The organism is Bradyrhizobium xenonodulans (assembly GCF_027594865.1).
Classification (GTDB): domain Bacteria; phylum Pseudomonadota; class Alphaproteobacteria; order Rhizobiales; family Xanthobacteraceae; genus Bradyrhizobium; species Bradyrhizobium xenonodulans.
In genome coordinates this window covers 6,088,575-6,111,165 of sequence record NZ_CP089391.1, presented here as the reverse complement: position 1 = coordinate 6,111,165, position 22,591 = coordinate 6,088,575, and the positions used below count along the sequence as shown (strand labels likewise).

The following is a 22,591-nucleotide window of genomic DNA, read 5'->3' as shown; positions in this document are numbered from 1 at the left end:
GCGGCACGTCCGTGTTGTAGGTGTCGTGCAGGATTGGCGTCTTTTCCAAAGCCGCGATGCTTTGCCTGATCCTGCTGAAGGAATTTTGCGGGGGGCGTTACCAGTTCACGTGCACGACATCGCGCAGCAGCGGATTGATATCGTCGTTTCAGCGCTTGCCGGAGAACACGCCGCAACAGCCGATTCCGGCGAGCACATGCTGCATCGGTTCCGCTGGTTGCATTCCGCAGATGTTCAACGCGGGATGTCGCAGCTTGACAACGGGGGATTTCTTGCAATGATACAATTTCAAGCTGAATATTTTGCAGTTCAAATTGCTGGTTAGTTCACACGTTCGCGGGGAGGGGGTCCTTGCTAACGGTTAGTTTGTTGGGTTCGAGTCGTGTTGGTAGTGGTGACGAGCAGACTTGGTCGGATCTCGGTCCGGCGGGGCGTCGTTTGGCCGGTTACCTCGTTACATTTCCAGATCGCCCGCACCGCAGAGAGAGACTGATCGACCTGTTCTGGCCGGATCTTGACGCCGTGCGAGGTCGCCGTGCCATGAACTCCGCGGTCTGGCGCATCAGGAAGCTGCTGGCGTCGTCCCCTGACTATATTGAGGGGCAGAGCCTCCGAACGGTCGGTTCTGAGACATTGTTCCGGCGGATGCTGTGGCTGGATGTCGATACCTGGGCGTTGCATCAGGCGGCGACGACCATCATTGAGAGCGCGGGCGTAGGGCTGTCTCCGTCGGACATGAAGGACGCTCTGCGCGTGCTCTATCGATACGAAGGGCCGTTTCTGGACGGTGAGGATGCAGAGTGGATCCTGGAGGAACGGGAGCGGCTGCATTCGCTGTTCATACAGTCTTCGGCCATGCTGGTTCGCCGGCTCGGCCTGGACGGCTACGATCATGATGCGATCCGGCTCGCGCGTCACGCCCTGCGGTTCGATCCCTATCGAGAGGAACTCGTCCGTCATCTTCTCATCCTGCTCGCGCTGAGTGAAAGGCGCATAGAGGCGATCCGCTACTATGATTCCTGGATCAACCTGATCCGCAAGGAACTGGGGATTTCGCCGCTGCCGGCGACGCGGGCCCTCATTGAAGAGATCAGGAACCTGCACAACGCCGAAAACGTGCAGCATTTGCGCGAGCGGCTGGTCGGCCGTGCCGAAAAGCATCTCGCTTTGTTCTGAGGCCATCCTCACCATCATCTGAAATCGCTGAACCAGCAGGATTTTTGGTCCGCCGATCATCCTCGGCTGGCGCGGCGCACGCGTGCACGCCATCCACGTCGTGATCCTGCCGTGATTGGGGCCCGAGCCATTGCCGATCCATCCGGGAACGGGAGGCGATCGTCGCCTGACGATCGCGCGATCCTGCCGTGGAGCGGCTGTGCGATCGTCTTCGCATGAGTTCGCAATCGCGATGGCTGGATCAGGTCTTCATCTTGCGCTTCTGGCGGGAGGACGCCGGTGTCGGCGAGCAGGGGCACTGGCGGGTGCTCGTCCGCAACATCAACAGCCAGCGCGGGGAAGTCGTCGACGACGTGCAGCGCGCATTCGCAGTCGTTGCTTCCAGCTTGAATGCCGCAGTCGCCGGGGAAACGCCCACAGATCCACTGACAGACGAGCAGCCAAAATGAAGCTGAGAGCAGGATTGTCCAGCTGGTTCTCGATCATGGGCCGCGCCGCCTCACGACGCGTTGCACTTGCCGCTCTGCTGCCGGCCGCGATGGTCTCGCTCGCGGCCTGCGATCCGGCGCTCGAGCAGAAGTACTACAAGGAAGGCGTCGGGACCGAGATCACCAGGCCGGACATCACGACCGTGACCGCGCTTCAGGACCTGTATCTGTCGGAGCTCTGCCGCCAGACCGGAATGGTTCCCATGGTGGAGGGCGTTTGTAACCCGGTTGGCATCACGCCAAATTGGGGTGTGATCGCCGAAGCCGGCATGAACGACATCGACGCGCGGTGCGACGCGTATCTGGCATGGCTCGACGACAAGCGGCGCTCGCAGGAGCCGATCCTGAGCGAGATCAATGCGCTGCAAACGACCTCGCAGGCCCTGATGCGTGTGGCCGGGGTCGGTGCCGACCCGATCACGATGGTCGGGCTGGCCTTCGGTCTCGCCTCGAATACGTTCACCAACATCCGCTCGCGCCTGTTGCTGGAAGCGAACCATTCCACGGTGCAGTCGATCGTGCTGTCGCGGCAGAAGGAATATCGCGACGGCCTGATGAAGCAGCGCGTGGTGACGCGCGCGGAAGCCGTCTACGCCCTGCGCTCCTATTTGCGCATCTGCATGCCGATGACGATCGAGATGCAGATCAATACGACCATCACGATCTACGAGCAGGCTGGCGTGACCGGCGTCGCGATCAAGCGCGACAATCCGCTGATCGATCCCCGCACGGTGACCAGGAACGCGCCGGTCGGAGCGGTGCCGCTCGTCTCCAGCCAGAAGGTCGTGCAGATCGAACGTCCGGTGCTGCCGACAATTCCCGGCCTTACGGACATCACGGCCAAGGACAATCCGGAGCTCCGCGGTCAGAGCGATCTCAATCAGCTGCAAAGCGCATTGTGCGCGAAGGCGGACAACGGCGTGGTCGGTGCTTTGACGAAGGCCGAAATCGGAGTTTTCAAGATCGCGACGTATGTCCTCCCGGACGACCCCCGCCGGGAAGGGAAACAACTGAGCCCGGATGAAATACGCAAAATCAAGACGTCCGGAGAGTGTCCGGATACGGCGAAGAACTATTACGAGAAGGTCAACTACAAGCCGAACGCACAAGCGAGGTTCGGTGCGCTGGGCCGCAATCTCGATAGGTTCATTCCCGAGAATCCCCTGGGCACACCCACCGCTCTCACGAAGCCTGTGAGGGACAAGATTGCGCTCGCACGCCAGAAGCTGGGCAAAACGGTAAGCCTGAGAGACTACGGGATCAACGTGTCGGATCAGCTGACCCGCGACTTCGACGAAGCGTTGGCTGAAGCGCTAGTGCCGCAGGCACCAGCTCAGACGCCAGCGCCGGCAGCGCCAGCACCCGTCCAGACACCAGCGCCGATACCGGGGCAGACAAGATGAAGCTCATTATTCTCAACATGACGGATTTCTTCAAGGCGCCCGGTGGCCAGCGGCTCACCCGGCTGCTCCCGGGCGATCCCATCACATCGACCGGGAATGAGAGCGGCCTGCTCATCGAAGTGACCCTTGAAAGCGAGGACAAGGGCTGGGTCGCCAAGGCGGACTGTGGCCCCGATACCAGCGCCCGACCTGTCGCCGTTGCCGCCTTCTTCGTCGATACATGCATCGGAGTCGAACGCGCGTTCAACGAGATCGCGTCGACGGCGCCCTGGTACGTTGCCGCCGACTATCTGATCGCGCGGGCGCTGCTCGAAACCAAGATCGTCAATGTCGGCCCGTCCCCGGGGACGGATACGGTCGGTCCGCTGCTGGTCTCCTCGAAGGAGTGGCAGCGCTTCGTGGCCGGAGCCGACCCGGCGTTGCAGGTGACGCGCCAGCCGGATGCCTTCGACAACTGGCTCACCCAGATCTACGCCGCCGGCTTCACCATGTCGGCGGATACCAAGGCGATCAGCGAGGCCGTGAAAAAGATCACAGGCAGCACGGAGAAGGATCCTTTCATTCCGAGCTATCTGAATGTGCTGCACGCCTACTACACCAATCCGGAAACCGCGGCGGAGCTGCTTCGCGCTGTGGACGACGATGCGGGGCGCACCAAGCCGGTCTCGGATTTCTTCAGGGGCATCGATGCTGCGCAGTCGGCGCAGATTTTCGCCAATCGCGGCAGCTTCTTCGGAACCGCGCTGCAACCGAAGACGGTCGCCGAACTGTTCGCGTCGACAGGCGCTGCGCTGGATCAGGCGCTGAAGGAGGCGTTCGGCCTGATCAAGCAGTTTGTTCCGGAAGCCATTCCCGAGATGAAGCAGGCGGAGGCCCCCTGGTTCGACATTGCGGTGCAGGAAGAGGCCAAGCACATTTCCGAGGCCGACAATTCCGACGTCATCACGAAGGAATATTTTGCAGCCACCAGTCTCGGTCCACAGAGCAAGATGGCGCCGTGGTGCGCCGCGTTCGTTGCCTACTGTCTGCAGAAGTCGGGAAGCCCGGAGGCCGCCGCCTCGATTCCGGCCACCGACTCGGCGCTGGCCGTGACCTGGGCCGGCTGGGGACGAGGCTTGTCGGTGCGGTCGGATGTCATTCCGCAAGGCGCGATCGTCGTGATGCAGCCTTCGCCGGGGGTCGACGGCAGCGGACATGTCGGCTTTTGCGCCGACCTCTCCGACAACGGCAACAGCATCCAGCTGCTCGGGGGCAATCAGAGCGATTGCGTTCAGCGCTCGACCTTTCCGACCTCGCGCATTCACGCCATCCGCTGGCTCGACCTCGAGTCGAGCAATGCCCGGACCGGCTTCGATGTCACGCCCGGGAATCCCAACGATCCCAAGAACCAGATCTCGCCGAAGGCGATCGACCTGATCGTGTTCTTCGAAGTCTCGAGCCCAGCGTTCTACGAGAAAAAGTATCGGAAGCCGACATGGCCGGGCGGAAGGTCAGGTGTCACCATCGGTATCGGTTATGACGTCGGCTATGCAGAGGGGCATCTCGTCAACGACTGGACCGGCAAAATACCGGGCGCGATGATCCAGGCGCTGGGGCAAGCCGTGGGTGTTAGGGGATCGACTGCATCGGCGCTGGCGCGGCAATTGGGAGGGGTTGTCGATGTTCCCATCGAGGCGGCGATGTCGGTGTTCAAGGACACCGACATCCCGCGCTGGGTCAAGACGGTGCAGGACGCGCTGCCGAATTGCAACCTGCTCGATGGGGATTGCCTCGGCGCCCTGGTGTCGCTCGCCTATAACCGCGGACCGTCGTTCTCGCGGTCCGGATCCCGCTACGCGGAGATGCGCGCTATCAAGGCGCACATGACGAACCGGGAGTTTCGGCTGATCCCGGACGAATTCCGCCGCATGAGGCGCCATTGGCCCACCGTGCCCGGCCTCCAGACGCGGCGCGAGAAGGAAGCCCAGTTGTTCGAGCAGGGCCTTGCCACCATGCCGGTCGCGTAGCGGCGTCCATAATTTTGAACAATCATCAGCGAGGCGATCATGGAGTTGGAGTGGAAGAAGGGGCCGACGAAACTCATCATTTGGGCAGCCGTCATCTTGCTGGTGATCGCCTGTCTGGGCGTTGCCGCAACCCTGGCCAGCGGCAAGGGCCCGCCGGAGTTCATGCTGCCGCTCTTGATCATCAGCGGCGTCATGATGCTGCTGGTCACGCTCGCGCTGACGGCCTTCGTGTTCTCCGGCGTCGATCTCACGGACAAGACGCAGGCGCTCGGTCTGCCGGAAGGCTCGGTGCGCTCGGTGATCGCCCTCAGCCTCGTGCTGCTGTTCGCGATCCTGGCAGTCTACCTGTACAGCAGCATGGCGTCTCGCGGAAAGATATTCGAGGCGAAGGGGCTGACCAAAGAGGCCAGCGCGCAACTGAAGGAGCGTTTGCTGCCCGGGCAATTCGTGCTCGAACAGCAGGTCGGCGACGGCACGAATGCGACTGTCACGGTGCAATACCGGGACACACAGAATCCGGCGAGCGACGATTTTGCAAAACAGCTCCTGGCGATCATCGGCACGCTGGTGACGGCGGTCTCCAGCTTCTATTTCGGGTCGAAAACGGCGATTGCGAGCCAATCGAGTCCGGACAAGCCCGGCGGAATTCCCGTGATCCGGTCGATCAATCCGTCGAAGGTGAGACGCGGTGTGCTGACCAAGCTGGAGATCACCGGCGACGGGCTCGACACGGTCAAGGAGGTGAAGGCCGTCTCCAATGACCGCCAGGTGCTCGCGACGGACGTCACCTCGAGCGCCAGCGGCGTGAAATGTTCGCTCGCCATGGACCTCAGCGCGCCAACCGGCGCGTGGGACATCGTGGTCTCGGACGGAACCGGCAAGACGGCCAAGCTCTCGGGCGGACTTTTTGTCGAGAGCTGATCCTCGCGCGTGGCGATGCCGAATGCCTTGCGGAAGAGATGGCGCGCTGCCGGATGATGTCAGCGCGCCTCACGAATTGACGTGGACGAAGTCCCGTAGCAGCGGATAGATCTCGCCATTCCAGCGCTTGCCCGAGAACACGCCGTAATGGCCGACGCCGGCCTGCATGTGGTGGACGCGGCGATAGGCGCGCACGCCGGTACAGAGGTCCTGCGCCGCCAGCGTCTGGCCGATCGAGCAGATGTCGTCCTTCTCGCCCTCGACCGTCATCAGCCCCATGCGGCTGACGGCCTTGGTGTTCACCGGACGGCCCCGATGTATCAGCTTGCCTTGCGGCAGCAGGTGCTCCTGGAAAACGTCGCGCACGGTCTCGATGTAGAACTCGGCCGGCAGGTCCATCACGGCGAAATATTCGTCGTAGAAGGTCTTGATGCTGGCCGCCTTCTCCTTCTCGCCTTTGGCGATGTGATTGGCGAGATCCATGTGCTGCTTGATGTGGCGCTCGAGATTCATCGAGACGAACGCGGTGAGCTGCACGAAGCCGGGATAGACTTTCCGCAGCGCGCCGCGGCATTGCATCGGCACGTAGTTGATCAGGTTCTTCTCGAACCAGTCGATCGGCCTGCTCTTGGCGAACTCGTTGACCCTGGTCGGCTGGATGCGGGTGTCGATCGGGCCCGCCATCAGCGTCAGCGTCGCCGGCCGCGCCGGGTGGTTGCCCTCGCACATCACCGCGGCGGCCGCGAGGGCCGAGACCGACGGCTGGCAGATCGCGACCATGTGCGGGCGCGGGCCGAGCTGTCCCAGGAAATCGATGAGGTGATCGGTGTAGTCGTCGAGCCCGAAGCGGCCTTCGCTGCGCGGGATGTCGCGCGGATTGTGCCAGTCGGTGATGTAGACGTCGTGATCCTGAAGCAGCGTCTTCACCGTGCCGCGCAGCAGCGTGGCGAAGTGTCCGGACATCGGCGCCACCAGCAGCATGCGCGGCTGCTCCGCTCCGCCATCCTTCTTGAAGTGCAGCAGCGAGCCGAACGGCGTCGCGTAGGCGACCTCCTCGGTGATGCCGACTTCGCGATTGCCGACCATGACGCTGTCGATGCCGTAGGCCGGACGGTCATAGGTGAGGGTGGAGCGCGAGATCAGCTCCAGCGCGGCCGAGAGCCGGCCGACGACCTGATCCGACAGGCCCTGCGGCACCAGATTGAGGAATTTGAGCGCGGACGAGGCCCCCGCACGCCACGGCGCGGTGAGGTCCATATGGTTCTGAAAGGCCTGATAATACATCGACATCATACTGAAACGCCCACCTGTCGCGTGCTGTCATGCAATATCGAAGCCAAGCGGGAGCTGACCGCCCTCGAAACTGGCACATCGCTTGCTCCTCATTTTGCGGGAAGCACAGGTCATGAGCACGCCCGCGGGCCGGGCGGGGTGCAGGCGTTAAGGAAGGGCCATATGGCGAAGGCGACACTGACCATCAGCAGCAAGAACTATTCGTCCTGGTCGCTGCGTGGCTGGCTGCTGACGAAATTCTCCGGGCTCGACTTCGAGGAGATCGTGACCGCGCCGGATGACGCGTCGGCGCGTGCCGAAATCCTCTTGCTGTCGTCGTCGATCCTGGTGCCGTGCCTGCGCCACGAGGGCGCCACCGTCTGGGACACGCTGGCGATCGCCGAATATCTCAACGAGGCGATGCCCGATGCAGGCCTGTTGCCTGCGGACCGCGTCCAGCGCGCGCATTGCCGCTCGATCTCAGGCGAAATCCATTCCGGCTTCACCACGCTACGCGCCTCGCTGCCGGTGAATCTGAAGGGACATTTCCCCGGCTTCAAGATCTGGTCGCGCGCGCAGGCCGACATCGACCGCGTCTGGTTCATCTGGCGCGACTGCCTGGAGAAATCGGGCGGGCCGTTCCTGTTCGGCACGACGCGCACCATGGCGGATGCGATGTACGCCCCGGTGGTGACGCGCTTCGTGACCTATGACGTCAAGCTCGAGCCGCTGCTGAAGGCCTATGCCGATACCATCATGGCCATGCCCGAGATGCAGGAATGGATCGCGGCGGCAAAGGACGAGCCGGCCGAGATCGAGGAGCTCGAGGTCGAATATTAGGCAAGTCCGCCTCGCCCTGCCTGTTTCGGGGGCGGAGGCTCGAGCTACCGCATCCGGCAGCCATGCCATTGAAGCCGTTAACGTTTAGCCCCTGGGGCCGGCTCGGACCTGCTCACGCCCTGCGCAGATATTGTGTACATGTGCGCGCGGGTTGCGACATCTAGCCGTGAACAGCTGCGTACGAGGCCTGTCGGCCGATTCGGACCTGATTCGTTCGGGCCGCGTTCCCAAGGTTAAAGCGGAGCGCGGCCCCGTCGCATATTGAGACAGGCATTGGTGTTTCAGGCCACGCCCGAATGCTTCGCGCGCGGTACGCGCCAGCCGATCACGGTTGCTTCGACCGCGACGCCAGCCGTGTGGTTCTGCCAGCGTCCCTCGACATAGCGGCAGGCGAACGGGAGTTGATACGTTCCGCTGTGGTCCTCGCACAGCACTTCGACCGCAAGGCCAGGTGGTGGTTCGCCGGCGCCATCGAATTCCGCCAGTCGTCTGTCGCGCGTTGCCATTCCAAAAATCTCCCCTAAACAAAGCAGCGGAAAGAGCGCCCAGTTCTTCCGCGTGCGGATCATCGTTCCCCGTCCGAGGGAACAGCGCAAGCTCAACGCGAGAATGCGGTACGAGTGTGGTAGCGTCACGCGACTGCGCGCAAAAAGCGCACATTGCCGTGATTGATTTGACGGGGAACCTCGCATGCTGCTTCGAACCGTCGGCGTCTGTTTCGCGATGTTGCTGCTCGCCACGCTGGCGTCTCTGCCGCTCCGCGCGCAGGACGTGCCCGGCATCGAGATCTGCACCGTCGAGAAGACCATGGAACGGCGCACGAGCTGCCTCCAGAGCAACGTCGACTTCCTCCAGAAGACGATCACCAAGCTCAACCTCGATCACCAGCAGAAGCTGGACGCCGCGGGTCGCCAGATCGACGCCTTGAAGACGACGATCGCCGGCCTGCAGAAGACGCTCGGCGATCTCCAGGCCGCGCAGGCGAAGACGGCGGACGATCTGAAGAAGAAGCAGGACGCGCCGCCGCCGAAGGATGCGAAGTAGGTGCTGTAGGGTGGGCATAAGGAGCGCAAGCGACGTACCCACCATTCCACGACGAACAAGAAAGAAATGGTGGGCACGGCGCTAATGCGCCTTTGCCCACCCTACGAGTTGATCGTCTGGGCACGATAGCAATGCCGATCAAGCGCGGCGACGCCGGCTGGCGCATCATCGCCACGTTTCGAACGAGGGCCGAACCGTCATGAACCCAGCCCAGCGCGCGCTCTGGTACATCGAGAGCCATCTGGTCGAGTCGATGACGCTCGACGAGATCGCTGCGATCTCGGGCGTGTCGCGGTTCCATCTGGTGCGTGCGTTTGGCGCAGCCACCGGCTTGCCGGTGATGCGTTACGTGCGCGCACGGCGGCTGAGCGAGGCGGCGCGCAGTCTTGCGAACGGCGCGCCGGACATTCTGTCGCTGGCGCTGGAGGCGGATTACGGCTCGCACGAAGCATTCACCCGCGCGTTCCGCGACCAGTTCGGCGCCACGCCCGAAGCAGTGCGGGCCGCGAGATGCGTCAACCACCTCGAGCTTCAGGAGCCGATCCTCATGGACTCCACAATGATCGACAACCTCAAAGCCCCGCGCTTCGAGACGGCAAAAGCATTCCTCGTGGCCGGCACCGCCGAGCGCATCTCCTGCGACAATGGCGCTGCCATTCCAGGCCTGTGGCAACGCTTCCATCAGGACGTTGCGGACATTCCCGCGCGCGTCGGTAACGTTGCTTACGGCGTCTGCTGCAATGGCGATGATGCCGGCAATTTCGACTATATCGCCGGCGTCGAGGTCGCCGAATTCTCCGACCTGCCGCGCCGGTTCGGCCGCGTCCGCATCCCCGAGCAGCGCTATGCGGTGTTCACCCACACCGAGCACGTCGCCTCGGTCCGCCGCACCGTCAACACGATCTGGAATCAGTGGCTGCCGGCCTCCGGTCTGAAGGCGGCCGACGCGCCGAATTTCGAGCGCTATGACGAAAAATTCGATCCCGCAACCGGCAATGGCGGCTTCGAAATCTGGGTGCCGGTGCGGCAGTAGCGTGATCCGGACGAGCAAGGCGCGATGACCCTCATCGCGCTTTGCGGCGCAACGCTGGCATACCATCGCGCTTGCTTGGCAAGCCCTAATGACTTTGTCATAACCGCAGGCAAATCTTGCGTGTGGGGCCCGTGCCGGACATCCCGTGCAAGCCATAACAAGCAGCCGGGAGGGTCTCACAATGTCCAACGTCCGCGTTCTCGCCACCGACCTCGAATTTCCCGAAGGGCCGGTCGTGATGCCGGACGGCTCGGTGGTGCTGGTGGAAATTCGCGGCCAGCGCCTGACCCGGGTTTATCCCGACGGGCGGAAGGAAATCGTCGCCAAGGTGCCGGGCGGCCCGAACGGCGCGGCCCTCGGCCCCGACGGCAAAATCTACATCTGCAACAATGGCGGGTTCTCCTGGATCCCGACCGGCCAGATGATCATGCCGGGCCCGCAGCCCGACGATTATCTCGGCGGCTCGATCCAGCGCGTCGACCTGCAATCCGGCAAGGTCGAGACCGTCGTCACCAAATGCGGCGAGCACGATCTGCGCGGGCCGAACGATCTGGTCTTCGACAGGCACGGCGGCTTGTGGTTCTCCGACCTCGGCAAGCGCCGCCCGCGCGAGATGGATGTCGGCGGCATGTATTATCTCAAGCCCGGCATGAAGGAGATCGTCGAGGTCGTGCACGGCGTGCTGCCGGCCAACGGCATCGGCCTGTCGCCGGACGAGAACACCGTCTACATCGCGGAGACGCCGACGGGGCGGCTCTGGGCTTACGAGCTCTCCGCGCCCGGCACGCTGAAGCCGCGCGAGGTGATCTATCGCGGTGAGCGGGGCAAGCCGATCTGCGGCCTCGGCGGCTACCAGATGTTCGACTCGCTCGCGGTCGAAGGAGGCGGCAATGTCTGTGTCGCCACCCTCGTCTCCGGCTGCATCTCGGTGATAGCGCCGGACGGTACCCTGGTCGAGCAGGTCCCGACCGGCGACCGCGTCACCACCAACATCGCCTTTGGCGGCCCCGAGTTGAAGACCGCCTATATCACGCTGTCGGGAAAGGGCGAGCTGATCGCCATGGACTGGCCGCGCGGCGGTTTGCCGTTGAACTTTTTGAACAAGTGAGCCAAGCCGTCATCGTACGGGAGGCGAGGCAACTCTCGGACCCTCACCCTGAGGAGCGCGCCCTTCGCGCGCGTCTCGAAGGGCGAGGCCACCAGCCGGGCCTTCATCCTTCGAGACGGGCGTTCCGCGCTCCTCAGGATGAGGGTCAGGCAGTCTGGATTGCTTCGCTTCGCTCGCAATGACGCAAGGAGAGATTTTCAATGCCCTGGCCTGATCCCGTCACCCTGCGTGGACAGCACGCCCGTCTGGAGCCGCTGTCGAAAGAGCACCGCGAGGGGCTGGTGGAGGCCGTGAAGGACGGCGAGCTCTACACGATCTGGTACACCGCGATCCCGACGCCGGAGAACGTCGCCAAGGAGATCGATCGCCGTCTGGCCTTGCAGGCTGCGGGCTCGATGCTGCCCTTCACGGTGTTCGACGCCGGCGGCAAGATCGTGGGACAGACCACTTACATGAACATCGATGCCGCCAACCGCCGCGTCGAGATCGGCTCGACCTGGTACGGCAAGAGCGCGCAGCGCGGCCCGCTCAACACGCAATGCAAATTGCTGCTGCTCACCCACGCCTTCGAGACGCTGAACTGCATCGCGGTGGAATTCCGCACGCATTTCTTCAACCACCAGAGCCGCCGCGCCATCGAGCGCCTCGGGGCCAAGCAGGACGGCGTCCTGCGCAGCCACCAGGTCGCGCCGAACGGCACGCTGCGCGACACCGTGGTTTACAGCATCACCGCCGCCGAATGGCCGACGGTGCAGGCGCATTTGAATTATCAACTCAACGACAAGCCGCGCTGAGCGGCCGAGGCACCATGGATAGATTTGATTATGTGATCGTCGGCGCGGGTTCGGCCGGTTGCGTGCTCACCAGCCGGCTGAGCGAGGATCCCAACACCAGCGTCTGCGTGCTCGAGGCCGGGCCCAGCGACTGGCATCCCTACATCCATCTGCCGGCGGGCTTCATCAAGACCTTCCACATGAAGAGCATCAACTGGGCCTACCAGCAGGAGGTGGGACCTTACACCGGCGGGCGCAGCATCTACGCGCCGCGCGGCAAGACGCTCGGCGGCTCGTCCTCGATCAACGGCCACATCTACAACCGCGGCCAGCGCATGGATTTCGACACCTGGGCGCAGATGGGCAATCGCGGCTGGGGCTATGCCGACGTGCTGCCTTACTTCCGGCGGCTGGAGAAGCGCGTGGGCGAGGGCGATGACACCTTCCGCGGGCGCGATGGCAACCTCACGGTCACCACGATGGATTGGCGCGATCCGCTCTGCGAGGCCTTCATGGAAGGCGCGGTCTCGCTCGGCATTCCCCGCAACCCCGACTACAACGGCAGGATTCAGGAGGGCGTCTCCTACTGCCAGCGCACCATCGACAAGGGCCTGCGCGTCTCCGGCTCGACCGCGTTCCTCAAGCCCGCGATGAAGCGGCCCAACGTGCATGTGCATACGCATGCTCACGCGACCGAGATCATCTTCGAAGGCAAGCGCGCCGTCGGCGTGCGCTATATGAAGGGCGGGCGCGGCGGCACGCCGGTGGAGGTGCGCGCCAACAAGGAAGTCATCCTCTCCGGCGGCACCTATAATTCGCCGCAGCTGCTTCAGCTCTCCGGCATCGGCTCGCCCGATCTGCTGAGCGCCCATGGCATCCAGGTGCGTCACGCGCTGCCGGTCGGCGAAGGCCTGCAGGACCATTACGCCCCGCGCACCGTGGCGCGCGTCAAAGACATCAAGACCATCAACGAACTGCGCCGCGGCTTCTCGCTCTGGATCGAGGCGCTGAAATGGGCCACCACGCGCCGCGGCCTGCTCTCGCTGTCGCCGACCATGGTTTATTGCTTCTGGCACTCCGGCGAGAGCGCCGACAGCTCCGACCTTCAGCTCACCTTCACGCCGGCGTCCTACAAGGAAGGCGTGCAGGGCCAGCTCGAGGACGAGCCCGGCATGACGGTGGCGTCCTGGCAGCAGCGCCCGGAGAGCCGCGGCTATGTCCGCATTCGCTCCAACGATCCGTTCGCGCCGCCGATCATCCAGACCAACTATCTCGATGCCGAGCTCGACCGCCGCGTCATCGTCGGCGGCATGAAGCTCGCGCGCAGGCTGCTGAAGTCGGCGCCGCTGTCGCCCTATTATGCCTACGAGGATTTCCCCGGTCCCAACATCAACACCGACGACGAATTCCTGGCCGCCGCGACCGAACGCGGCACCACCACCTTCCACCCCGGCTGCACCTGCCGCATGGGCCCGGCGGACTCGACGTGGGCGGTGGTCGACGACCAGCTCCGCGTCCACGGCCTCGAAGGCCTCCGCGTCATCGACGCCTCCGTGATGCCGCGCATGATCTCGGCGAACCTCAACGCTTCTACGATGATGATCGCCGACCGCGCCTCGGACCTGATCCGCGGCAAGCAGCCGATGGAAGCCGCGCGGATTCCGGACGCAGCGGTGGCGTGACGGCATCTTCGTAGGATGGGTAGAGCGAAGCGAAACCCATGATCGTGCCGCGATATCTGAAGGCGCGATGGGTTTCGCTTCGCTCTACCCATCCGACAAGCCTGCCCGTCGGGCAAAACACCCGCCACCCCGTCAACCCCTTCCCGCGAAAATATTCCACTTTACCGGAATTCGGAATTACGGCATAAGTCGACGCAGCCCGGCCCGACGAAGAGGGGCGGTTCGCGAGTCGTTCGAAACGCGGGCCGGGTTGCGGTGGACGCGGCAGCGGCGGCACGACCGGTAGCGGGCAGGGCGGGTAGTCCCTGTGAGTCCGCGGCCACGTGTGGACGAACGGCGCTGAGCGCGTACGGCAAAATCGTGTGGTCCTGGCCGTCGTTGCTACGGTCGAGCCTTTGCGGAGATGTGCGCGAGCCCAACCGGGTAGACGGCATCGTCAATTCGCGGGGTGAGGGAGGCCAGAAGGAAAGTTCGGCTCCCGGGAGAGCACGGCATAAGCCGTCCGACCACTGCGCAGGGAAGGCCGTGTGTTTGGCTTCACCTGTATGCCGCTGTGCATTTCTCATTGCGCTACACGCGCACAGCGGACCGTGGGTGCCAAGCCGGCACCCGGCCTTCCCTGCGCCCTCTGTTTGAAGAGGGGGCGAGAGACGAAGCAAAGCTCGGGCGAAATGAGCCGCGAGGATGCAAAGGCGTGTCTGCATCTACGCACTCACTGTCATCGCCCGGCCAGTGCGCAATTACGCACTAGGACCGGGCGATCCAGTATTCCAGAGGCGGATATGATTGAGCCGAGAAGCCGCGGCGTACAGGGCGGATTCAACCGCTCGTCGCAACACCCTGTGTATCGTTCACTTGTAGCAATTGGTCGAGAGTTTCGGCCGGTGTTTTCCAGCCGAGGGTTTTCCTGGGCCTGGTGTTGAGTGCGAGAGCCACGGCCTCGAGATCACCAGAGTTGTGCAGGCTAAGATCGGTCCCTTTTGGAAAGTACTGGCGCAGCAACCCATTTGTGTTCTCGTTGGTGCCGCGCTGCCATGGGCTATGAGGGTCACAGAAGTAGACCTGCAGGCCTGCATCGATCCTCAGGCGTGCATGCTGAGCCAGTTCAGCTCCTTGATCCCAGGTCAGCGATCGACGCAGCTGTTCGGGCATGCTGACGATTGCGCGGGTGATGGCGTCGCGCACTGCCTCAGCGCCATGTCCGGCGAGTGCAGGTCCGTTCTTCACGCGAGCTTCCTGTTCATGGCCTGTGATACGCGGCAGATGCAGCAGAATGGTAAAGCGGGTCGTGCGCTCCACCAAGGTGCCGATCGCGGAACTTCCAAGACCCATAATGAGATCACCTTCCCAGTGGCCCGGCACAGCTCGATCGGCGGCTTCCGCCGGACGTTGACTGATCATGATCTCGGAAGGAATGAAGCTTCTGCCTTTGCGGACGCGCGCCCTCGGCATCCGCAACACCCGCCCGGTGCGCAAGCAGGCCGTCAGTTCGCGGCGCAAAGCTCCTCGACCCTGCACATAAAGTGCCTGATAGATCGCCTCGTGACTGATGCGCATCGTCTCATCCTCGGGAAAGTCCAGCCGAAGTCGCCGAGAAATCTGTTCCGGGCTCCATGCCCTGGCCCAGCGCCGGTTTTGCCGATGCACAGCCCGGCGTCCCTTCCACACGACCTTCGGGCCAGCCAGGAGCTCCCCGTCCGGCTTGGCGATCATACCGGCAAGCCTGTCCTGCACGTAATCCCGCAGGGGCGGATTGATCGCCAACTTCGCCGGCTTGGGCCGTCGGGCGGACCGATCAGCGTGCCATTGTGCCGTGGTTGCTCGGTACTGTGGGGCGCCGTGGCGGCGCGCCACATTACGACGGAGTTCACGAGAGATCGTGCAGGGAGCTCGATCAAGCTGACGAGCGATGGCTCGCACCCCATGACCCTGCACACGCAAGATGGCGATCTCCTCGCGCTCGGCGAACGAGAGATAGCGCTCCGATGGAAGCCTTGACGACGGTGACAAATGTGTTGGCGGCATGCCGCCCGCCCTCCGGAACCAGCGCACTCCAACCGAAGGCGATACCCCGGCCTCAACCGCAGCATCTTCGCTCGATCGCCCCGAGGCAATCGCAGCCCAGAACCGTCTACAATCCTCTCGTCGGGCCTCTTGAGGACGACTTGCTCGCGCACGGCTCTCCATCGCAACCTCCTTGTTCAGGGTGTTGCGACGAGCGGTTGAATCCGCCCAGGATGCCCCGGTCAAGCCGAGGCATGACACCGATGGTGAGGCGACGGCGGAGCGCTATCGCGAGCGAGGTCCCTACACTTCCCTTCGGCTCAAGAACGCCAGCCGCTCGAACAGATGCACGTCCTGCTCGTTCTTGAGCAGCGCGCCGTGCAGCGGTGGGATCAGTTTGCGCGGGTCGCGTTCGCGGAGCTGCTCGACGCTCATGTCCTCGTTGAGCAGCAGCTTGAGCCAGTCCAGCAGCTCCGACGTCGACGGCTTCTTCTTCAGGCCGGGCACCTCGCGAACCTCGAAGAAGATGCGCAAGGCTTCTTCGACCAGGCGCTTCTTGATGCCTGGGAAGTGGACGTCGACGATGCGGCCCATCGTGTCGGCGTCGGGGAATTTGATGTAGTGGAAGAAGCAGCGGCGCAGGAAGGCGTCCGGCAGCTCCTTCTCGTTGTTGGAGGTGATCATCATGATCGGGCGCTGCTTGGCCTTGATCGTCTCACCGGTCTCGTAGACATGGAATTCCATGCGGTCGAGCTCGAGCAGGAGGTCGTTCGGGAATTCGATGTCGGCCTTGTCGATCTCGTCGATCAGCAGCACCGGGCGCTGCTCGGCGGTGAAGGCCTCCCACAGCTTGCCGCGCTTGATGTAGTTCTTGATGTCGGACACGCGCGCATCGCCGAGCTGGCTGTCGCGCAGGCGCGACACCGCGTCGTATTCGTAGAGGCCCTGCTGCGCCTTGGTGGTGGACTTGATGTGCCAGGTCAGAAGCGGCGCGTTCAGCGCCTTCGCCACTTCCTCGGCCAGCACCGTCTTGCCGGTGCCGGGCTCGCCCTTGATGAGCAGCGGGCGCTCCAGCACGATCGAGGCATTGACCGCGACCTTGAGATCATCGGTCGCAACATAGTCCTTGGTGCCGGTAAATTTCATTGCGTGTCCTTGAATAATCGTCGGCGCGAGGCGCTGGCCCCGGTCGCGACAAGCGAACGGCCGCTTGCGGCGGCCGTTCCTGGTTCGGTCAGGCTTTCAGACCCGTTTTATCAGCGAAAGGATGACGAGCACAATCACCGCGCCGATCGTGGCGTCCACGATGGCGCCGACCGTGCCCGTTGCCAGCTGAATGTGCAGCTGGGGCAGCACCCAGCTTGCGACCAGCGCCCCGATGATGCCGACGACGATGTTGCCGATCAGTCCAAATCCCGCCCCGTGGACAATCTTGCCCGCAAGCCAGCCTGCGATCGCGCCGATGATGAGTGCTGCGAGAATTCCCATTGCAAACGTCCCCAAAACAACCCCGTGAGACCGCCAATTCTAGAGCAAAAAGCCGACCGGTCCAGCGCCCGGCGGCGGTCTCCGCCCCTTGACGTCAGCCACCCGACGGGCAATCTGTCACCCATGTTCCTGCAATTCTTCACTTCTCTGCGCGATGCGCAGGTCCCCGTGACGCTGCGCGAATACCTCACGCTGATGGAGGCGCTCGACGCTGACCTGTCGGATTATTCGGTCGAGAATTTCTACTATCTGTCCCGCACCTCGCTGGTGAAGGACGAGCGCAATCTCGACAAGTTCGATCGCGTCTTCGGCACGGTGTTCAAGGGGCTGGAAAGCCTGCTCGACGCCATGGAGAAGGCGGAGATTCCCGAGGAGTGGCTGAAGAAGCTCGCCGAGAAATACCTCTCCGAGGAAGAGAAGAAGCAGATCGAGGCCATGGGCTGGGACAAGCTCATGGAGACGCTGAAGAAGCGCCTCGAGGAGCAGAAGGGGCGCCACCAGGGCGGCTCGAAGTGGATCGGCACCGCCGGCACCTCGCCGTTCGGCGCCCACGGCTACAATCCCGAAGGCGTGCGCATCGGCCAGGAGAAGAACCGCAACAACCGCGCCGTGAAGGTGTGGGACAAGCGCGAGTTCAAAGATCTCGACGGCGATGTCGAGCTCGGCATCCGCAACATCAAGGTGGCGCTGCGGCGCCTGCGCAAGTTCGCGCGCACCGGCGCGCCCGACGAACTCGATCTCGATACGACGATCCGCGAGACCGCCAATCACGGCTATCTCGACGTGCACATGCGGCCCGAGCGGCGCAATGCGGTGAAGCTGCTGGTGTTCTTCGACATCGGCGGCTCAATGGACGCGCATATCGAGCAGGTCGAGGAGCTGTTCTCGGCGGCGAAGAGCGAGTTCAAGCACATGGAGTATTTCTACTTCCACAACTGCCTCTATGAAGGCGTGTGGAAGCAGAACAAGCGCCGCTTCACCGACCGCACCCCGACCTGGGACGTGCTGCACAAATACCCGCACGACTACAAGATCGTGTTCGTCGGCGACGCCTCGATGTCGCCTTACGAGATCATGGTGCCGGGCGGCTCGGTCGAGCACGTCAACGAGGAGCCGGGCTCGGTTTGGCTCGACCGTATCATCCATACCTATCCGCATGCGGTGTGGCTGAACCCGGTGCAGCAGAAGCACTGGGATTATTCGGAATCGACCACCATCATCAAACGCATCTTTGCGAACCGCATGTACCCGATCACGATCGAAGGTCTCGAAGGGGCGATGAAGGAATTGACGCACTAGCTGCGCGCCCCGGAATGACAACAAGAGGGAGAACCGCATGCCCCAGACCATCACCCGCGGCATCAAGGCGCTGATCGACGAGGCCAATGCCGAGATCGAGACGCTCAACGCCAAGGACGCCATCGAGATCTCCAAGAACGGCGACGTCGTCATCGTCGACATCCGCGATCCCCGCGAGATCGAGCGCGACGGCCGCATCCCCGGCGCGTTCGCCTGCACCCGCGGCATGCTCGAATTCTGGATCGATCCGCAGAGTCCCTACGCCAAGCCGATCTTCCAGGAAGACAAGAAGTTCGTCTTCCACTGCGCCGGGGGCCTGCGCTCCGCGCTCGCGGCCAAGACCGCGAAGGACATGGGCCTGAAACCCGTCGCCCACATCGCCGGCGGCTACGCCGCCTGGCGCGACGCCGGTGGTCCGACGGAGCAGTGGGAGCCGAAGAAGAAGGGGTGAGCCTCGCTCTCTCCACCCGTCATTCCCCGCGCAGGCGGGGAATCCAGTACGCCGCAGCCTATCGGTTCAATCACAACCGTCTCGGAGTACTGGATCGCCCGTTCCTGGTGCGCAATTGCGCACTGGCCGGGCGATGACAGCAGAGTTTGACGCGCGCTGCTTCAGCCTCACTCGTGCTGCGCGCGGACTCCGGAATGACTGCAAGGAAAAGCCAATGACCACCGCCACCGACCCCCTCGTCTCCACCGAATGGCTCGCCGCCCACATCAACGATGCCAACGTCAAGGTGCTCGACGCCAGCTTCAAGCTCCCAGGCGTGCTGCCGCTGCCGAAGGACGACTATCTCGCCGCGCATCTGCCGGGCGCGGTGTTCTTCGATGTCGACGCGGTGTCGGACCATTCCAACCCGCTGCCGCACATGTTTCCGAGCGCCGAGCAGTTCGGCCGCGACGTCGGCAATCTCGGCATCTCCAACGCCGACACCGTCGTCATCTACGACGCCGGCGGCTGGGTTGCCGCGCCGCGCGCATGGTGGATGTTCCTGTCCTACGGCCACGCCAATGTGCGCATCCTCAATGGCGGCCTGAAGAAGTGGCGCGCTGAAGGGCGCACCGTCGAGACCGGCGAGGTGAAGCCGCAGCCGGCGACGTTCAAGGCGAGCTACGATTCAAGGCGCGTGCGCAGCATGCAGCAGCTGATCGCGAACGTCGCCAGCCATGCCGAGCAGGTGATCGACGCACGCGCGGCCGACCGTTTCGAGGGCCGCGCGCCGGAGCCGCGGCCGGGCATCCGCTCCGGCCACATCCCCGGCGCCCGCAACGTGCCTTACAATCTGCTGTTCGATGCCGCGACCGGCACGATGAAGCCGCTCGAGGATCTGCGCGCCGCCTTCACCGGCGCCGGCGTCAAGCTCGACGCGCCGATCGTGACGAGCTGCGGCTCCGGCGTCTCCGCCGGCGTGCTGACGCTCGCGCTCTACCGCCTCGGCATCACCGACACCGCGCTCTATGACGGCTCATGGTCGGAATGGGGCCAGGCCGGCGGCCCGCCGGTCGCGACCGGGCCGGCGTGAAGCCACGATGACAGTGCGCTCCCTCGCCCCGTTCTTACGGGGAGGTTTGGGGTGAGGGGCCTCTCTCCACACGATGAGCTTATCGAGGGACCTGTACCCCCTCACCCGGATCGCGCCGGACGATGCTTCGCATCGCCGGGGGCGATCCGGCCTCTCCCCGCAAGCGGGGGAGAGGCGAAGGAAAGTCACCGCGCGCGTGCGGTCGTCGTTGCGAACGTCTGCTGCTGTCCGAACGGATCGAGCTGCTGCTGCAATTGCTGAGGCGGCGGACGCCGCACCACGCGGTGCCGCTTCTTCGCCTTCACCTTGCGCGTGGTCACCTTATCGTCGGCCTTGCTCTCGGCCTTGGCCTTCGCCGGCGCATCCTTCACAGCCGTCGTCGCCGGCTCGTTCAGCGCGGCCACCTTGGCTGTGGCCATGTCGAGCGCCGAGGACGCGAGGGCCGCGCTGGGGTCAACTGGCGCCGGCTCGCTGGCGGTGACGGCAGGCTTAAAGTCAGGCTTGGCCTCGGAGATCGAGGCCGTGGTGTCGGCTGGGGTGAGCGTGTCGGTGGCGGCTGGCGCGGCGGCCTCCGTCGTCGGCTCGGCGGCTGCGACTTCAGCCGGAGGCGCGGCGAGCTGCGGCTGCGCATCGGTCTCGGTCGTCAGCGCGGCAACCTGTTCGGGCTCGCTCATCGGCAAGCCGATGGTAGGCACCTGGTCCCGCAGCGACGGTGCGGGCTCGGCAGCCACCTCCGGCTCGGCGCGAAGGACCGCCAGAACAGGTTGGGCCGGCTCGGGGGCTTGCGCAAACACCTGCTCCTGCGGGCCGTTCCGCCAGGAGGGATTGCTGACATACTGCTCATGGGTTGCCCGCAGCAGCGCGGCGGCGCCCAGGCCGAACACCAGGATGGAGGTTGACAGCAGGATCGCGGCAAACAGGAAGCGAACGCCGGGAAGCATCGAAGGATTGCGAATTTCCGCCCCGGCGGCGTGGGTAGCCAGGGCCCATGAGCCATCTGAACGCGGTGACGGTACTGCTTGCCGCGTTCGCCACGCGGGGATGGAAGCTCAAAGCGGAGGCGAATCAGGCTGATTCGAACATACCGCAACGATTCCGACCCGTTCCGTAAAAATCGGGGCCGGAGACTCCGGCAATCTACGGCATGAGTTGATTTCCGCCCCGTGATGCAACGGGGCAACTGTATGCGCCTGCATCACAAATCGCTAAATCGGGCGCAAATGGGCCTGCAATGTCTTGAATGTGCCGCTATCTTCGGTCATCTGGCCGTTAACGGTCCGGACGGGGCCCGGGGACTATACAAGAGCGATGATGATCAAACATTTTCTGACGATATGCGCTGCCGCAACAGTCGCTGCGGCGGGAACCTCGCTCGCACAGGCCCAAAGCTATCCGGTCCAGCAGGCGCCGAGCTACGGCGCCCCGGCCGAATATCGCCCCGGGGACCGCACCCCGAATTTCGACGCGCTGGAAGATGACGACGACGCGATGCCGCAGGCCTCGCTGCCGCCGCCCGGCCCGGTTGACGATCCGCGCTACGGCCGCCCCGCCGGCCCGCCGGTCTACTCCGCCGCCCCGCCGCAGGGCCCGGTGATGTCGCCGGATGATCCCCGCTATGGCCGCCCGGCTGGCGCTCCGGTCTATTCGGCCGCGCCCGCACAGGGCCCCGTGATGTCGCCCGACGATCCCCGCTACGGCCGCCCCGCCGGCCCGCCGCCGGTGATCTATGCCAATCGTCCGGGCCAGCAGGGACAGGCCCCCGCCAATGACGGCCTGCGTCCGCCGGAGGCCGTTGGTGGGCCCGCCGCGACCGGAACGATCCAGTCCGGCCAGCCGCCCGTCGGCAACGATGGCCGGCCGATGGCGATCGCTTCGCTGCCGCCCGAGGAGCAGCCCGACGCCGCTCCCGCGCAATTGCCGCAGAACCTGCGCCGCCAGGAGGTTTCGCTGGCGACCAAGGAGCCGGCCGGAACGCTCATCGTCGATACGCCCAACACCTATCTCTATTACGTGCTCGGCAACGGTCGCGCGATCCGCTACGGCGTCCGCGTCGGCCGCGACGGCTTCACCTGGACCGGCGTGCAGAAGATCACCCGCAAGGCCGAGTGGCCGGATTGGCATCCGCCGACGGAGATGATCGAGCGTCAGCCCTATCTGCCGCGCTTCATGGCCGGCGGTCCCGGCAATCCGCTCGGCGCCCGCGCGATGTATCTCGGCTCGACCGTCTACCGCATCCACGGCACCAACCAGCCTTCGACCATCGGCAAGTTCGTGTCGTCGGGCTGTATCGGCATGCTGAACGAGGACGTCTCCGACCTGTTCGATCGCGTCAAGGTCGGCACCCGCGTGGTGGTGATGCCCGGTGGCCCGCCGCCGGGAACGGCGACCGCGTCCGCCGCGCCGCCGCCCAGCGCTGCTGGTCCGGCTCCGGTGGCCGCGCAGGCTGGTCCGGTCCCGGGCACCCAGCCGACCGTGGTGCCGCCGCTGCCCGCACCGGTCACCGTGCGCTAAGCGCTGCGAGAGAGTTCGAA

Annotated in this window: 22 protein-coding genes; 16 read left to right on the top strand and 6 right to left on the bottom strand. The window is 64.2% G+C overall.

All coding sequences use genetic code 11. The annotated features are described in order from the left end of the window. Positions 1-25: 25 nt before the first annotated feature. The 6 genes from I3J27_RS29070 to I3J27_RS29045 all read left to right on the top strand — a co-directional run bounded on the left by I3J27_RS29070 (position 26) and on the right by I3J27_RS29045 (position 5,994). The gene (locus tag I3J27_RS29070) at positions 26-325 is read left to right on the top strand and encodes a hypothetical protein (protein WP_270162306.1); all 300 of its coding nucleotides are present in this window, start codon (positions 26-28) and stop codon (positions 323-325) included. Positions 326-540: 215 nt separating this feature from the next. Then, a complete protein-coding gene (locus tag I3J27_RS29065; protein WP_270162305.1) occupies positions 541-1,176 on the top strand; it encodes a bacterial transcriptional activator domain-containing protein in 636 nt (211 codons plus the stop codon). 215 nt (positions 1,177-1,391) lie between these two features. Beyond that, positions 1,392-1,625 carry a hypothetical protein gene (locus I3J27_RS29060; RefSeq protein WP_270162304.1) on the top strand — a complete coding sequence of 78 codons (234 nt, stop codon included), beginning with the start codon at positions 1,392-1,394 and terminating at the stop codon, positions 1,623-1,625. A gap of 182 nt (positions 1,626-1,807) precedes the next feature. Beyond that, positions 1,808-3,067, top strand: a complete 1,260-nt coding sequence (locus I3J27_RS29055; RefSeq protein ID WP_270162303.1) for a hypothetical protein — start codon at positions 1,808-1,810, stop codon at positions 3,065-3,067. After that, positions 3,064-5,073, top strand: a complete 2,010-nt coding sequence (locus I3J27_RS29050; protein WP_270162302.1) for a CHAP domain-containing protein — start codon at positions 3,064-3,066, stop codon at positions 5,071-5,073. The genes I3J27_RS29055 and I3J27_RS29050 overlap by 4 nt, the downstream gene beginning before the upstream one ends. A gap of 39 nt (positions 5,074-5,112) precedes the next feature. After that, complete coding sequence (locus tag I3J27_RS29045; RefSeq protein ID WP_270162301.1) at positions 5,113-5,994, top strand: hypothetical protein; 882 nt, start codon at positions 5,113-5,115, stop codon at positions 5,992-5,994. A gap of 69 nt (positions 5,995-6,063) precedes the next feature. On the opposite strand, the gene I3J27_RS29040 is transcribed toward I3J27_RS29045, so the two are convergent. Continuing rightward, a complete protein-coding gene (locus I3J27_RS29040) occupies positions 6,064-7,287 on the bottom strand; it encodes a polyhydroxyalkanoate depolymerase (protein WP_270162300.1) in 1,224 nt (407 codons plus the stop codon). Positions 7,288-7,449: 162 nt separating this feature from the next. Here I3J27_RS29040 and I3J27_RS29035 point away from each other — a divergent pair, with 162 nt between their 5' ends. Further along, positions 7,450-8,106 carry a glutathione S-transferase family protein gene (locus I3J27_RS29035; RefSeq protein WP_270162299.1) on the top strand — a complete coding sequence of 219 codons (657 nt, stop codon included), beginning with the start codon at positions 7,450-7,452 and terminating at the stop codon, positions 8,104-8,106. 281 nt (positions 8,107-8,387) lie between these two features. On the opposite strand, the gene I3J27_RS29030 is transcribed toward I3J27_RS29035, so the two are convergent. Further along, the gene (locus tag I3J27_RS29030) at positions 8,388-8,612 is read right to left on the bottom strand and encodes a hypothetical protein (RefSeq protein ID WP_270172911.1); all 225 of its coding nucleotides are present in this window, start codon (positions 8,610-8,612) and stop codon (positions 8,388-8,390) included. Positions 8,613-8,796: 184 nt separating this feature from the next. On the opposite strand from I3J27_RS29030, the gene I3J27_RS29025 reads away from it, so the two are divergent. From I3J27_RS29025 to I3J27_RS29005, 5 genes are all read left to right on the top strand, one after another. Next, positions 8,797-9,150, top strand: coding sequence for a hypothetical protein (locus I3J27_RS29025; RefSeq protein ID WP_270162298.1), 354 nt, complete (start codon positions 8,797-8,799; stop codon positions 9,148-9,150). Between the two features lie 199 nt (positions 9,151-9,349). Further along, the gene (locus I3J27_RS29020) at positions 9,350-10,183 is read left to right on the top strand and encodes an AraC family transcriptional regulator (protein ID WP_270162297.1); all 834 of its coding nucleotides are present in this window, start codon (positions 9,350-9,352) and stop codon (positions 10,181-10,183) included. A gap of 181 nt (positions 10,184-10,364) precedes the next feature. Beyond that, positions 10,365-11,291: an SMP-30/gluconolactonase/LRE family protein gene (locus I3J27_RS29015; RefSeq protein ID WP_270162296.1), complete on the top strand. Its 927-nt coding sequence runs from the start codon at positions 10,365-10,367 to the stop codon at positions 11,289-11,291. Between the two features lie 200 nt (positions 11,292-11,491). Further along, positions 11,492-12,085, top strand: coding sequence for a GNAT family N-acetyltransferase (locus I3J27_RS29010; RefSeq protein ID WP_270162295.1), 594 nt, complete (start codon positions 11,492-11,494; stop codon positions 12,083-12,085). Between the two features lie 14 nt (positions 12,086-12,099). Next, entirely contained in the window at positions 12,100-13,746 is a 1,647-nt protein-coding gene (locus tag I3J27_RS29005) for a GMC family oxidoreductase (protein ID WP_270162294.1), read from the top strand. A gap of 819 nt (positions 13,747-14,565) precedes the next feature. Here I3J27_RS29005 and I3J27_RS29000 read toward each other — a convergent pair. The 3 genes from I3J27_RS29000 to I3J27_RS28990 all read right to left on the bottom strand — a co-directional run bounded on the left by I3J27_RS29000 (position 14,566) and on the right by I3J27_RS28990 (position 17,238). After that, positions 14,566-15,933 (bottom strand): IS30 family transposase, encoded by a 1,368-nt coding sequence (locus I3J27_RS29000; protein WP_270160737.1) that lies wholly within the window; start codon positions 15,931-15,933, stop codon positions 14,566-14,568. Positions 15,934-16,053: 120 nt separating this feature from the next. After that, positions 16,054-16,896: an AAA family ATPase gene (locus I3J27_RS28995; RefSeq protein ID WP_008140272.1), complete on the bottom strand. Its 843-nt coding sequence runs from the start codon at positions 16,894-16,896 to the stop codon at positions 16,054-16,056. Between the two features lie 96 nt (positions 16,897-16,992). Further along, positions 16,993-17,238, bottom strand: a complete 246-nt coding sequence (locus I3J27_RS28990; RefSeq protein ID WP_027519717.1) for a GlsB/YeaQ/YmgE family stress response membrane protein — start codon at positions 17,236-17,238, stop codon at positions 16,993-16,995. A 123-nt stretch (positions 17,239-17,361) separates the two neighbouring features. On the opposite strand from I3J27_RS28990, the gene I3J27_RS28985 reads away from it, so the two are divergent. The 3 genes from I3J27_RS28985 to sseA all read left to right on the top strand — a co-directional run bounded on the left by I3J27_RS28985 (position 17,362) and on the right by sseA (position 20,060). Beyond that, positions 17,362-18,537 carry a vWA domain-containing protein gene (locus tag I3J27_RS28985; RefSeq protein WP_270162293.1) on the top strand — a complete coding sequence of 392 codons (1,176 nt, stop codon included), beginning with the start codon at positions 17,362-17,364 and terminating at the stop codon, positions 18,535-18,537. Positions 18,538-18,574: 37 nt separating this feature from the next. Beyond that, entirely contained in the window at positions 18,575-18,988 is a 414-nt protein-coding gene (locus tag I3J27_RS28980) for a rhodanese-like domain-containing protein (RefSeq protein ID WP_270162292.1), read from the top strand. A gap of 214 nt (positions 18,989-19,202) precedes the next feature. Beyond that, on the top strand, positions 19,203-20,060 hold the full coding sequence (gene sseA / locus I3J27_RS28975; RefSeq protein ID WP_270162291.1) for a 3-mercaptopyruvate sulfurtransferase: 858 nt from the start codon (positions 19,203-19,205) through the stop codon (positions 20,058-20,060). A 185-nt stretch (positions 20,061-20,245) separates the two neighbouring features. On the opposite strand, the gene I3J27_RS28970 is transcribed toward sseA, so the two are convergent. After that, complete coding sequence (locus tag I3J27_RS28970) at positions 20,246-21,001, bottom strand: hypothetical protein (protein ID WP_270162290.1); 756 nt, start codon at positions 20,999-21,001, stop codon at positions 20,246-20,248. Between the two features lie 370 nt (positions 21,002-21,371). On the opposite strand from I3J27_RS28970, the gene I3J27_RS28965 reads away from it, so the two are divergent. After that, positions 21,372-22,571: a L,D-transpeptidase family protein gene (locus I3J27_RS28965; protein WP_270162289.1), complete on the top strand. Its 1,200-nt coding sequence runs from the start codon at positions 21,372-21,374 to the stop codon at positions 22,569-22,571. The last annotated feature ends 20 nt before the right edge of the window (positions 22,572-22,591 follow it).

Excerpts from the sequence above, each read along its gene's own strand:
- sseA (WP_270162291.1), top strand. The coding sequence starts at position 19,203 with ATGACCACCGCCACCGACCCCCTCGTCTCCACCGAATGGCTCGCCGCC.
- I3J27_RS29045 (WP_270162301.1), top strand. The coding sequence starts at position 5,113 with ATGGAGTTGGAGTGGAAGAAGGGGCCGACGAAACTCATCATTTGGGCA.
- I3J27_RS29025 (WP_270162298.1), top strand. The coding sequence starts at position 8,797 with ATGCTGCTTCGAACCGTCGGCGTCTGTTTCGCGATGTTGCTGCTCGCC.
- I3J27_RS28980 (WP_270162292.1), top strand. The coding sequence starts at position 18,575 with ATGCCCCAGACCATCACCCGCGGCATCAAGGCGCTGATCGACGAGGCC.
- I3J27_RS29005 (WP_270162294.1), top strand. The coding sequence starts at position 12,100 with ATGGATAGATTTGATTATGTGATCGTCGGCGCGGGTTCGGCCGGTTGC.
- I3J27_RS29035 (WP_270162299.1), top strand. The coding sequence starts at position 7,450 with ATGGCGAAGGCGACACTGACCATCAGCAGCAAGAACTATTCGTCCTGG.
- I3J27_RS28990 (WP_027519717.1), bottom strand. The coding sequence starts at position 17,238 with ATGGGAATTCTCGCAGCACTCATCATCGGCGCGATCGCAGGCTGGCTT.
- I3J27_RS29015 (WP_270162296.1), top strand. The coding sequence starts at position 10,365 with ATGTCCAACGTCCGCGTTCTCGCCACCGACCTCGAATTTCCCGAAGGG.
- I3J27_RS29010 (WP_270162295.1), top strand. The coding sequence starts at position 11,492 with ATGCCCTGGCCTGATCCCGTCACCCTGCGTGGACAGCACGCCCGTCTG.
- I3J27_RS28985 (WP_270162293.1), top strand. The coding sequence starts at position 17,362 with ATGTTCCTGCAATTCTTCACTTCTCTGCGCGATGCGCAGGTCCCCGTG.
- I3J27_RS29060 (WP_270162304.1), top strand. The coding sequence starts at position 1,392 with ATGAGTTCGCAATCGCGATGGCTGGATCAGGTCTTCATCTTGCGCTTC.
- I3J27_RS29040 (WP_270162300.1), bottom strand. The coding sequence starts at position 7,287 with ATGATGTCGATGTATTATCAGGCCTTTCAGAACCATATGGACCTCACC.
- I3J27_RS29020 (WP_270162297.1), top strand. The coding sequence starts at position 9,350 with ATGAACCCAGCCCAGCGCGCGCTCTGGTACATCGAGAGCCATCTGGTC.
- I3J27_RS29030 (WP_270172911.1), bottom strand. The coding sequence starts at position 8,612 with ATGGCAACGCGCGACAGACGACTGGCGGAATTCGATGGCGCCGGCGAA.
- I3J27_RS28970 (WP_270162290.1), bottom strand. The coding sequence starts at position 21,001 with ATGCTTCCCGGCGTTCGCTTCCTGTTTGCCGCGATCCTGCTGTCAACC.
- I3J27_RS28965 (WP_270162289.1), top strand. The coding sequence starts at position 21,372 with ATGATCAAACATTTTCTGACGATATGCGCTGCCGCAACAGTCGCTGCG.
- I3J27_RS29050 (WP_270162302.1), top strand. The coding sequence starts at position 3,064 with ATGAAGCTCATTATTCTCAACATGACGGATTTCTTCAAGGCGCCCGGT.
- I3J27_RS29000 (WP_270160737.1), bottom strand. The coding sequence starts at position 15,933 with ATGGAGAGCCGTGCGCGAGCAAGTCGTCCTCAAGAGGCCCGACGAGAG.
- I3J27_RS29065 (WP_270162305.1), top strand. The coding sequence starts at position 541 with ATGAACTCCGCGGTCTGGCGCATCAGGAAGCTGCTGGCGTCGTCCCCT.
- I3J27_RS28995 (WP_008140272.1), bottom strand. The coding sequence starts at position 16,896 with ATGAAATTTACCGGCACCAAGGACTATGTTGCGACCGATGATCTCAAG.